General features: G+C 69.9%; 12 protein-coding genes and 1 pseudogene. 8 read left to right on the forward strand and 5 right to left on the reverse strand.

Features of this window, described 5'->3' with window-relative positions; all coding sequences use genetic code 11:
* Positions 1 to 191: 191 nt before the first annotated feature.
* Entirely contained in the window at positions 192 to 2675 is a 2484-nt protein-coding gene (locus NEH16_RS33495) for a hypothetical protein (RefSeq protein WP_265546994.1), read from the reverse strand.
* Positions 2676 to 3066: 391 nt separating this feature from the next.
* Here NEH16_RS33495 and NEH16_RS33500 point away from each other — a divergent pair, with 391 nt between their 5' ends.
* Positions 3067 to 3198: a hypothetical protein gene (locus tag NEH16_RS33500; protein ID WP_265546996.1), complete on the forward strand. Its 132-nt coding sequence runs from the start codon at positions 3067 to 3069 to the stop codon at positions 3196 to 3198.
* 151 nt (positions 3199 to 3349) lie between these two features.
* On the opposite strand, the pseudogene NEH16_RS33505 reads toward NEH16_RS33500, so the two are convergent.
* Positions 3350 to 3825, reverse strand: a pseudogene (locus NEH16_RS33505) (DUF6233 domain-containing protein); the annotation flags it as partial.
* A gap of 89 nt (positions 3826 to 3914) precedes the next feature.
* On the opposite strand from NEH16_RS33505, the gene tpg reads away from it, so the two are divergent.
* From tpg to NEH16_RS33525, 4 genes are all read left to right on the forward strand, one after another.
* Positions 3915 to 4517: a telomere-protecting terminal protein Tpg gene (gene tpg, locus NEH16_RS33510; protein WP_265546998.1), complete on the forward strand. Its 603-nt coding sequence runs from the start codon at positions 3915 to 3917 to the stop codon at positions 4515 to 4517.
* A 103-nt stretch (positions 4518 to 4620) separates the two neighbouring features.
* A complete protein-coding gene (locus NEH16_RS33515; RefSeq protein WP_265547000.1) occupies positions 4621 to 5394 on the forward strand; it encodes a hypothetical protein in 774 nt (257 codons plus the stop codon).
* Positions 5391 to 5660, forward strand: a complete 270-nt coding sequence (locus NEH16_RS33520; protein WP_265547002.1) for a hypothetical protein — start codon at positions 5391 to 5393, stop codon at positions 5658 to 5660. Before NEH16_RS33515 ends, NEH16_RS33520 begins: the two co-directional genes overlap by 4 nt.
* A gap of 55 nt (positions 5661 to 5715) precedes the next feature.
* The gene (locus tag NEH16_RS33525) at positions 5716 to 6354 is read left to right on the forward strand and encodes a hypothetical protein (RefSeq protein WP_265547004.1); all 639 of its coding nucleotides are present in this window, start codon (positions 5716 to 5718) and stop codon (positions 6352 to 6354) included.
* A gap of 263 nt (positions 6355 to 6617) precedes the next feature.
* Here NEH16_RS33525 and NEH16_RS33530 read toward each other — a convergent pair whose 3' ends face one another.
* Entirely contained in the window at positions 6618 to 7037 is a 420-nt protein-coding gene (locus NEH16_RS33530) for a hypothetical protein (protein WP_265547005.1), read from the reverse strand.
* Between the two features lie 124 nt (positions 7038 to 7161).
* Here NEH16_RS33530 and NEH16_RS33535 point away from each other — a divergent pair, with 124 nt between their 5' ends.
* The 3 genes from NEH16_RS33535 to NEH16_RS33545 all read left to right on the forward strand — a co-directional run bounded on the left by NEH16_RS33535 (position 7162) and on the right by NEH16_RS33545 (position 8520).
* Positions 7162 to 7392, forward strand: coding sequence for a hypothetical protein (locus NEH16_RS33535; protein WP_265547006.1), 231 nt, complete (start codon positions 7162 to 7164; stop codon positions 7390 to 7392).
* Entirely contained in the window at positions 7382 to 7639 is a 258-nt protein-coding gene (locus NEH16_RS33540; protein WP_265547007.1) for a hypothetical protein, read from the forward strand. The genes NEH16_RS33535 and NEH16_RS33540 overlap by 11 nt, the downstream gene beginning before the upstream one ends.
* A 275-nt stretch (positions 7640 to 7914) precedes the next feature.
* Complete coding sequence (locus NEH16_RS33545; RefSeq protein WP_265547009.1) at positions 7915 to 8520, forward strand: endonuclease domain-containing protein; 606 nt, start codon at positions 7915 to 7917, stop codon at positions 8518 to 8520.
* A 102-nt stretch (positions 8521 to 8622) separates the two neighbouring features.
* On the opposite strand, the gene NEH16_RS33550 is transcribed toward NEH16_RS33545, so the two are convergent.
* Entirely contained in the window at positions 8623 to 9018 is a 396-nt protein-coding gene (locus tag NEH16_RS33550; protein ID WP_161268789.1) for a hypothetical protein, read from the reverse strand.
* Positions 9012 to 9601: replication/maintenance protein RepL (locus tag NEH16_RS33555; RefSeq protein WP_265547012.1), on the reverse strand; the 590-nt coding region annotated here is incomplete at its 5' end. The genes NEH16_RS33550 and NEH16_RS33555, both read right to left, overlap by 7 nt.

A 9601-nucleotide genomic window follows, 5' to 3' on the forward strand; every position in this document is an offset into this window, starting at 1 on the left:
ACCAGGGCGCGTCACCCGCACGGGTGGAGATCAGCCGCCATCGATGTGGTCGAAGCCGCGCAGCACGGGGTCCAGCTCCTGCGTTATGTCCCTTCCTTCGCCTGTTGTTGACTCATGCCACCATGAACAGGCTGACGCAGGTCATCACTGCTCTTCGGTCGGCGCTGGCCTGCAACAACTCAGAGTGCCGATCAATCGATCTTGGACCTGGCTTCCCAGGGCTTTGCAATGGAACCGTCGGGCTCCCAGCCGTACAGCTTCAGTTGCCTGCTTTCGTCGACGTGGCCTACGTCTGCCAGCAATTGAACCGACATGGCGAGCGCGTAGCGTTGGCCGGCCGCAGCGCATCCTTCCAGCCAGTAGAGGGCACGCGTGGCGTGGCCAGCTTGTACCAGCATTCGGGTTGCCTCCTTCGCTGCGTTGGCGTCCCCGGTCTCGGCACGGTTCTGCAGCCAGCGGATGGCCTCCTCGGTGCGACCCGCCTCATCCATGAGTTTGGCTGCGTACCTCGCGGCGTAGTGGGCGGAAGATGTGTAGGAGGTACCAGGGGTATCGCGCTGCTCAGCCGCGTGCTGCCACCAGCGGATGGCTTCGTCCGTCTTGCCTGACACCCAGAGCACGGCGCTACCCAACTCCAAGGCACGGCTGTTGCCAGCGATGCCAGCACGGTGGAGTTTGCCGATGGCTTCCTCGGTAACACTGCCTTCCTCTAGCAGTCGCTCGGCTGCCTGCCTCGCGGCGGAGAGTTCGTCGGCCATGTCGGTGGCCTGCCCTGGGCGGATCGTGTCCTTGGTTTGGTCTTCCTCCACCGACTCATGCAGCACGTTTCTGGAGGCGCGATCACTGGCGTCCTGCAGTTGGCGCAGGGCCTCCAGGGCGTTGGCGTCTCCGGCCTCCGAGCGGGGGCGCAACCAGTTCAGCGCTTCCTCATCACGGCCTGTTGCAACCAATTCATCGGGCACACCCGTCAGCATGCCCATGAAGTGGTTGGTCTGAAAGGCACGGATCCACTGGTCCATGGCTTCCTCTACTCGGCCCGTTTTCGCCAGGAGTCGAGCCCCTTGCCCGACGTACGCGCTGCTCATTGCATCGTCGCCGATGGTGATGTCGGCTGCGTGCTGCCACCAGCGGATGGCCCCCTCGATGTGCCCTAGCTCCTCCAGCAGTTGACCGGACCGGTCCAGGGCGAAGGAACTGCCAGCGTCGGCTGCGCGTTGCCACCAGTTAAGTGCCTCCGCGGTGAGCTTTTCCTTCTCCAGCATCGAAGCCACGTGCTCCGCGATTGCGCCGGTGTGATCGCCGTCGGTTGCCCGCTGCCACCAGTAGATGGCTTCCTTGGATCGGCCCGCCTGTTCCAAAAGGCCAGCTAGGTTTCTCATTCCAGTAGCGTCGCCCTTATCGGCAGCGGCGATATAGAAGCGGGAAGCAACGTAGAGGAGTCCCCGGTCCTCGGCGGCTGACCCGAGAACCCCAAGGCTCGTAGGGGCGACGTGACCGAGGAGGGCTTCCCATAGGGGTGCGGGGGAACGGGTAAAGCGTCTTTGGCTGCGGCCGTGTTGCTCAAGGTAGTCGGCGAGCCGGTAGGAGGGCATGGCGGGTGCGGGTTGGGCGCGCCGAGGGCGGATGAGCGTGAGTGGGCCGCGGGCGCCGCGCAGGGGACGGGTCGTATAGGCGAGTGCTTGCTTGAGCCAGTCATTTTCGCGTAGGTCGCACTGGATGTCAGTGAGATAGCCCTCAGCTGCGGCTTCCAGAAGGGCCAGGGGGAGGGCGCGGCCGTGGCCGATGCGGAGGGCATCCATGGCGGCCTCTATGAGTGCCTTTGCCCCCGGAGGTGCGGTGCTGTACCGCTCGATCAGGGCCGGTGCGCTGGCCAGGTACTGGGTGATCTGTCCCTGCTCCGCACGCTGCAGAGCCTCGGACAGACGGGGGTCTCCGAGGGCCGGCGCCTGCGCGGCCTTCAGTTCATCAGCAGTGAAGACGTCGGGCACGGCGATGCTCTTGTTCTTGACCAGTTGGCGGGCCTGCGCGTACGGGTCCGGCCCGATCCCGGAGGCGGGAATGGCGGTGAGTGCGTCCCATTGCTCGCGCCACATAGTTCCCAAGACCAGTACCGGGGCCCGCCCCGCATCGTTCAGCAGCTCACGGAGGCCGGAGGCGACCTGCGCGCTGTGGTCCTGGTTGAGTAGGTAGTGCTGGGCTTCGTTCAGCCACACCACGGTCTTCGGCGCCACCTGCTCCAGGTGCCCGGTTAGGGCAGTAGGGGGTTCCGGCTCAATCGGATGCCACAACCGCCATCCGTCCGGCAAGGTCTTTACTGCTTCCCAACAGGACCGCGACTTACCCGTGGAGGATCCGCCGACGAGCAGCACAATGCCGCTCTCCCCGGTCCTGGCAGCATCGACTACCGCGCACAGCCGTGCGTCGTGCTCACGTTTTACGTAGGCCGAGAGCGGACTGGGCTGGGTCCCTTCGCCGACTTCGATGCAGGGATGGACCTCCAAGTCGTCAAGGACTAGCTGGTCGACGTACTCGGCTATCGGCCGCCCCACAGGTCTCTGCCCGGACGGCAGAGCCCGAACTGGCTGAGCCCGCTCGACGAGGTTGCGCCAGTGACGCTCGTCCGGCTGCGCTTCTCCGGCCCAGTCGCACCACAACCGCACCAGCGCCCACACCACATCAGCGTCGTGAGGAACCTGGGCCTTTTCCGCGTCGTCGTGAAGCCACCTACTGAGTTTTTGACCGTGAAACGGGACTGAGTAGGGCGGCCGTCCGAGCGCCTTTTCGATCTCGCGCTGCGAGAACGGCCGCCTACGACTCTTGGCTCGCTCCCTCAGTGCACGCAACTCGTCGTACAGCCTGCGGGCGTCCCCTGTGGCGACGATGACGGCCTCCTCGCTGCTGCCCGGGCCTCCCCGTGCCCGCTGCGGGCACTGCGGGCATGGCGTCTGACCAGCACACTAGAGCGTTTCTGCCCCTCTGCCCGCCTTTCCGGACGGGCAGTTGGCTTCTCCGGAGTCTCTCTCCTGTGCCTCGGCAACGGGCCGGGCAAGACTTCAGGAGGTACCCATGAAGCAGGACAAGAACAGCACCGTTCGGCGACTCGGCCGAGCAGCGATGTTCAGTGCCGTACGCGGTCTGGCCTCGGCGGCAGGGGCCGCGTCCCTGGCCTGGATCACCTGGTGGATCCAGAGCCGCTGAGTAGGGGTGGCCCGGGCCGCGCCCTCCGGCCTGGGCCACCTCGCACGGCACTGTCCTGCCGAGCGAAAACGTCAGCGGAGTTGTGTGGGACCGCGCCGGGAGGCCGAGTCTCTGAGGTGCCTTGAGCCCTCTGTAACGAGAGCACACGCGCTTCGGCCTCGCGGTCACTCAGGGAGCACAGGCGGGTGCCGGGCTGCTCCGCAACGTCCAGCGCCCGCTCCCGGGGCAGCAGCGCGCCCTGCGGGGCCTCTTCGCAGTCGACGGCGGGCAGCACGGCGGGGCCGGGCCCGCGGCCGCCGCCCGTCTTCTGCAATACCCAGCCCGAGGGCCGGCGGGGCCAGCGCCTCGCGGACCGCCGACGGCGGCGGCAGGCGCACGGTGGGCAAGGCGTCGTCGGAGACACCGTCAACCGGCCGGACGTGCTCGGGGGCGCGCACCCACACCCGGTACTCCGCGGCCTGGACGTCGCCGTCCTCGGTTTTGGTACGCAGGCAGCCCCACCTGGTACAGCCAGCCGCGCGGCGTCTCGCGCCGGGCCCACAGCCGGGCGGTGACCTCCTGGCCGTCCGGCAGGACCACCACCACCGGCACGGGGGCGGCCGGGCTGTCCGAGGGCGTCGTCGTCATGCCGTCCACGGTAGGCAGACCCGGCCGCGACCCAGCGGTCCGCCGGGCGCTGGTCTCTGTCCACAGGGCTGCGGCGGTGAGCTACCCCCGTGACCGAAGAAGAGAAGGCAGAGAAGGCAGCGCAGGCGGCCAACACGCGCGCCAGGTTCATGGAGGGCCTCGCCCGCGTGGAGCGCACCCTGTTCACCCGGCCCGCGCCGAAATCCGCGCGAGCGCAGATGAAATTCCTTCGCACGCGGGAGAGGGGCTCCACCAAGAGCCTGGCGGCCCGTCTGGGCGTCTCCCGCAAGACGGTGCAGCGCTACCTCTCGGGCGCCTCCAGCAAGCCGAACAGGCGCCTCCGGGAGGCGTTGGTCCAAGAGACCGAGTCGGAGTGGCAACCGCAGGTCAAAGCACAGGCGAGGCAGCACGCGAGTACCTCGGGAGGGCTCGTCATCAGCTTCCGGGCCACCCTCGGCTTCACCGCGAACGGGTCCTCGGACGACGGCCGGGTGCGGGACCTCAGCATCGCCGTTTCGCCCTCCCACGCTGCCCTCATCCTCGCCGCGCAGGAGGATGGTGCGACGGACGCAGCACTGCACGATGCCGTCGCTGAGGCCATAGCGGACGCCTATTTCCGTCAAGGTGGTGGAGGACGAGCGAACCTGAAGGTGAACTTCACGGACGTACAGCGGCTGGACATAGCGTTTTAGCAGCGCGGAATACGAGCGTGCTGTAGACCTGTGGGACCGGCCCGCCCAAGCGTATTTCCGAGCGGTCCATCATTTCCGGTATCCGAGGTGAAAGCGAGTCCTGATGAACACGTCCGACGGGTGGCGGCCGCGCCGTGTCCCCGAGGCCCGCGGCCGCGCCGGCGCCGCAAGCACGCCGATCGACTACGCGAAGATCGGCCGGTCCTCGGTACGCCGCCGCGCGCGGGGCATGACGCACAGCGAGGCGGCGGCCGGGCTCGAAGCCGCGGAGCAGCATGCGCACCTGGACCGCCGCGACGAATCCGCCTTCGACGACGGCGGCCGACGCGCTGCGGAGCTCGCGGAGTGGCAGCGCGTCGTGCAGCTGCTCACCGCGACCGGCGGCCCGTACGACCCGGACACCGACGTCGTCGTCCAGGAGGAGCTCGCCGAAGACCGCCGCCGCGAGGAAGCCGAGCAGCAACGCCGCCAGGAGCAGCAGCAGCTCGCCGACCGGGCCGAAGAACTCGCCCAGCTGGGCGGGGCCGGCCGACTCGATCGCAGCGTGCCGAGCCGGGCCGGGGACGAAGCCGCCCGCGACCTCCTGGACGAGAACCGCGACTACCGCATCGCGGAGGTCGACGCCTGGCTCGCCCGCGCCCTCGCCGACCAGTCCGGCCACTACGCCGACCCCGCCGCCCGCGCGGCCGCCGTCGGCTCCCTGCCCGTTCCGGTGCGCGCCCACGCCGCGCTGCTCGCCGCCCTCGCCCGCACCGGCGCCCCGGTCGACGGCGACCTCGAGTTCGCCGGGCGCCTCGCCCAGGCCGACCCGGCCGCCACGACCGCGCTCGCCGCGTGGCTGGAGACCGAGGCCGCGGTGAAGGGCGGCACGGCGTGAGCGCGGCGGACGAGGTGGTGGTGGCCACCTGGAGCGAGCACAGCGAGATCGGCCACCACTACGAGGATCTGCTCGCCGACGGCTCGGTCATCGCCTGGACCGAGCCGCCCTTCGGCGAGAGCCTCTACCCCGGCGACGACGACCCCGACTACAACCCGATCTGCGAATGCCCACGCCTGCCGAAGCAGTGGTGCGAGGGCTGCGGCGGGTGCGTCGTCTGCGGGCAGTGCCGCGAACCCCACGTCTGGCCGCCGCTCTCGAACTGATCACCGGCACCCGTGCCCGGGACCATGGCCGTCCCGGGCACGGCATAGTGCCGGGGTGACCACGACACCGGACCTGGACCTCCCCGCCCGCCGGCGCCGCAACGCGCGGCTGATCGCCGCCCTGACCCAGCTGATCGGCGCCTGCGCCGAAGCGGCGGGCACGGTCTACCGGCCGATCGCCGCCGCCCCGCCCGGCCAGGAGGGCGTGGAAGTGGACCTCCTGCCGTGCCTCCAGGTCAGCCTCAGCGCCGCCCCGCTGCTGGACATGGCCCGAGCCGAGGACGACGCCCGGTGGCCGGCCGCCGTGGCGCGAGAGCGGGCGGCGGCCGGGCGGACCTTCGCCGCGCGGTGCGCCCTGGCGGCGGCCGGTGAGGTCTTCGAGCCGGACGGCCCGCTCGGCCCGCACGGGCAGGCCGCGGCCATGGAGCTGGCGAGCGCCGGTGAGGACGTCGCCGCTCGCTGGCGACACGATCCGCAGGAGGCCGTCGCCCTGGTCCAGGAGCTGGTGGCCAGCGGCGAGTTCACCGAGGACGAGGTCCTGGACGACGCGGTCGACTCTGCAGTGCTGATCGGTCTCCTGATGTTGCAGGAGGTGCGCACCGCGTCCGACCCGAGCGCGGCTGCGGAACTCTGCCTGCACGCGGTGCCCCACATCGCGCTCGCGGTCACCCTGGCCAGCGCCGACCTGGACTGACCCGGGCCGCCGGCGAGGGCGGACACCCGGGTGCCGTACCCGACTGTCACGCTCACGGAAGGTGACAATCGGTTGTCACGCCCCCTGTCACGTCGGTTGTCACGTTGCCGGAAGACCGCGTGACAGCCCCCGCCCGGAAGCGCATCAATTCGGGCATTCCGGCGCGGAAACGGCCTGGAAACCCCGCTCTGGGCCGTTTCCGCGTGACAGGCGCGACAGCGTGACAACTCCTCTGGAGGTGATCACGCTCCGTGCGGGGTGGGTCAGGGGATCTGCCGGACCGAGGCGTCGTGGTGGCTGGTGGAGACGGGCGTATCCACCGGGTGCAGCCAGCGCAGCGGCACGGTCAGGGTGCCGATCCGGGGCAGTTCTACGGGCTCGCCCTCGCCGTCCAGGAGCATCCCGGAGACCCGATAGCCGCCCCCGGGCGGGAGGCCGGCCTCCTGCGCCTGGTCCTCGGTGAGCTCCACCGTGACCCGGGTGCTCGCCCTCATCACCAGGCCGTGCGCGGTCCGGGCGGCGGTGTCCACATCTACCACGGACAGCGGGAAGTACGTCCCGCGCAGCCAGCTCAGCGGCCACCAGGAGTCGCCCATCGTCTCCGGCCGGTACCGGCGATACGGCAGAGCGAACGGCACCTCGCAGCGGTAGGTCTCGCCCACCCGGACGTCCTTGGTGCGCATACCTCCAGGGTCCTCCCCACCGGCCGCCGCCGCCCGGCACCGGGTTTCGTCCGTACCGTCCCGGAGCGCCCCGCCCCGGCGCTACCGTGAACAGACACGCCAGCAACCCGCCCAGGAGCCCCGGATGAGCCAGCAGCCGGCCCCCGCGCCCGCCCGCCAGCCCCTCGATGAGCACGCCGCCGAATCGGTCCTCGCGTACGCGGCCGCGGAGCGCGCCAAGACCGACGTCCTCGCCTCAGTCCTGGAAGACATCGCCGCCAACGGCTACCCGGCCGCGGAGTCCGGCGTGCCGTGGGAGACCGCCCGCGACGCCCACCTCGCCAACCTCGCGGACGAACAGCCCCGTGTCGCCTGAGCACGGCGCGCGCCGCTCCCAGGTCGTCATGGTGGAGCCCGCGCTCACCCAGCTCGCCAAGCTCACCGCGTCCGAGACCCACCGCCTGGACCGCGCGATCGTCGCCATCAGCGTCAACCCGGAGCTCGGCACCGAGGTGCCCGGCACCCTGCTGCGCGACTACGCGGACGAGATCGACGGCGTGCGGGTGATTTTCTACGTGACAGCTCTGGGGTCGATCACGATCGTGGCGTACGTCGAAGCCTGAGCAGCATGTGCAGCAGCGCCCCGGACCGTCGACGGGGGCGCTGCTGTGTCCGCTGCATGAGGTGCTCCTGCCGGTGGTCCGGGGTGCCGGAGAGCGATGACATTCCGAAAGCCGTCCCCAGGCGCCGCAAGGGCGCTGCTCAGGTAGCAGGCCCGTGCTGCCAGAAGGCAGCGAGACCGTGCAGCAAACGGCCGTCCGTCTGCTGCATGGCGGTCTTCGGCCCGGCCCGCTAGGCCCTCTACCGCCCACCGACAGGCCGGGCGCACGATTTCTGGGTGATCATTCCTTCGCCCATGGCGACCTTCACGGACGCCGAGCTACAGCTGCACGCCGCCGGCACCGCTTCGAACATGACGCCCGCATTGATCGAGCGGGTCCTCATGGCCAAGAGGCTCGTTGATCGCTATCGCACAAACTGGTGCCGCGGGATTCGTGGCTACTCCTGTCGCAACGGGACTCTGGAAGGAGTGCCGGCTTGCCTGCGCCACCTGTCTACTGACGAACTTCAGGCCGTGGAACTGCTCCTTCGGTGGGCTCAGCCGTTGGTCGATCGGTGGCTGTTTCAGCTCCCACCTGTCTGCTGGTTCTGGCCTGTGCCGGAGGCAGGACGGTTCGTGGATGCCGTGACCTTCCTGTTCGACTGGCAGCAGTCCCGGTGCGCCATATGCGGGCGCCCCGGGCAACGTGGTGGGACTCGCTCCGACTCCTTGGTCCTGGACCACGACCACAAGTCCGGCATCGCTCGCGGGTTCCTGTGCCATCCCTGCAACAAGCGCGAAGGGCTGGACCGGCCGGGCGACGGCCGCTATGCGAATTACCGCCGACGGCCGCCCACCGCTCTGCTGGACGTCTCCCTCCGGTACGGACAGCGGCGCCCGTAACCCCTCGTACACGAGAGCGGCGCTGCGCCCCGGCGAAGGGGTGCGGCGCCGCTGATGTCGTGTCACCCGGCCGGGCGGGCGGCCGGGCGGCCGGGCGGCCGGTTAAGCGCTGCGACGTGCGGGCACGGCGGACAGATGGCGCTGCGGGGCGGGGGGAGCCGGGGCGGCCAGGGCGCCGGCCTTGATGGCCTCGGTCGCCTCGCGCAGCGCATCCTCCATCTCCTCCTGGGAGGCGTACCCGGCGAAGTACGGGTGGATGAAGTAGCTGCGGTAGCGGCCCTCGGGCCGCAGCACGACGTTCCGCTCGACCAGGTGGCTCATCGCGATCGACGTGCGGTTCTTGCTGAGCCCCACGCGCGCCCGCAGTTCGGCCTGTGAGGCGTTCACTTCGCCGCCGGGGCGCTGGACCTCGGTCATCGCGCTCAGCAGGTCGTAGTCGGCCTTGGAGAGCTCCAGGCGGTGCAGCTGGGCGTACCCGAGGTGAGCTTGGATCAGCATGCCTGCTCCTCCACGTCGTTGTCGCCGAACGCCAGCTGCCGCGTGCGCGGGGCCGGCGCGGCCGGGGCCGTGAACTCCGGGAAGCTCTCGCTCGCCGCCTTCTCCAGCGCGACTACATCTTCCCGCATCTCCGGGAAGTGCTTCCGGAGCGCGGCCCTGGCGTCCTGGCGCAGCTGCTCCAGGGCCTCCTGCTGGAGGTCGCCGTTGCCCTTGAAGCAGATCAGCGGGTTGACCACGATCAGCGAATTGGCGCGGCGCTGGAGCATGTGCCAGTTCTCCAGGCTGCCCAGCGCCCGGGTGACGTTCGCGCGCTCGACTCCGAGGTGCCGGGCGACCTTGATGTGCGTGATCTTCAAGCGCCCCTCGACCTGGCGGCCCATGCAGAACAGCAGGACCGCCGACTGGACGGGCGACATCCCGTACCGGGCGATCAGCACGGCCAGGACGTCGGAGAGGAACGCGTTGCTGACCATGCTGTAGCCGCTGCGCCCCCACGCGTCATGCGGCGCCCGGTACGTGTACTCGACGTTCGCGGACCGCACGGGCCGACCGGGCTTCGGCGGCTTGCGGTCCAGCGCCTGGG

The organism is Streptomyces drozdowiczii, assembly GCF_026167665.1.
In the GTDB taxonomy this organism is placed as follows: Bacteria; Actinomycetota; Actinomycetes; order Streptomycetales; family Streptomycetaceae; genus Streptomyces; species Streptomyces drozdowiczii_A.

Bases quoted from the DNA above. Each gene is read 5' to 3' on its own strand.
- NEH16_RS33500 (WP_265546996.1), top strand. From the start codon at position 3,067: ATGAAGCAGGACAAGAACAGCACCGTTCGGCGACTCGGCCGAGCAGCG.
- NEH16_RS33515 (WP_265547000.1), top strand. From the start codon at position 4,621: ATGAACACGTCCGACGGGTGGCGGCCGCGCCGTGTCCCCGAGGCCCGC.
- NEH16_RS33530 (WP_265547005.1), bottom strand. From the start codon at position 7,037: ATGCGCACCAAGGACGTCCGGGTGGGCGAGACCTACCGCTGCGAGGTG.
- NEH16_RS33535 (WP_265547006.1), top strand. From the start codon at position 7,162: ATGAGCCAGCAGCCGGCCCCCGCGCCCGCCCGCCAGCCCCTCGATGAG.
- NEH16_RS33550 (WP_161268789.1), bottom strand. From the start codon at position 9,018: ATGCTGATCCAAGCTCACCTCGGGTACGCCCAGCTGCACCGCCTGGAG.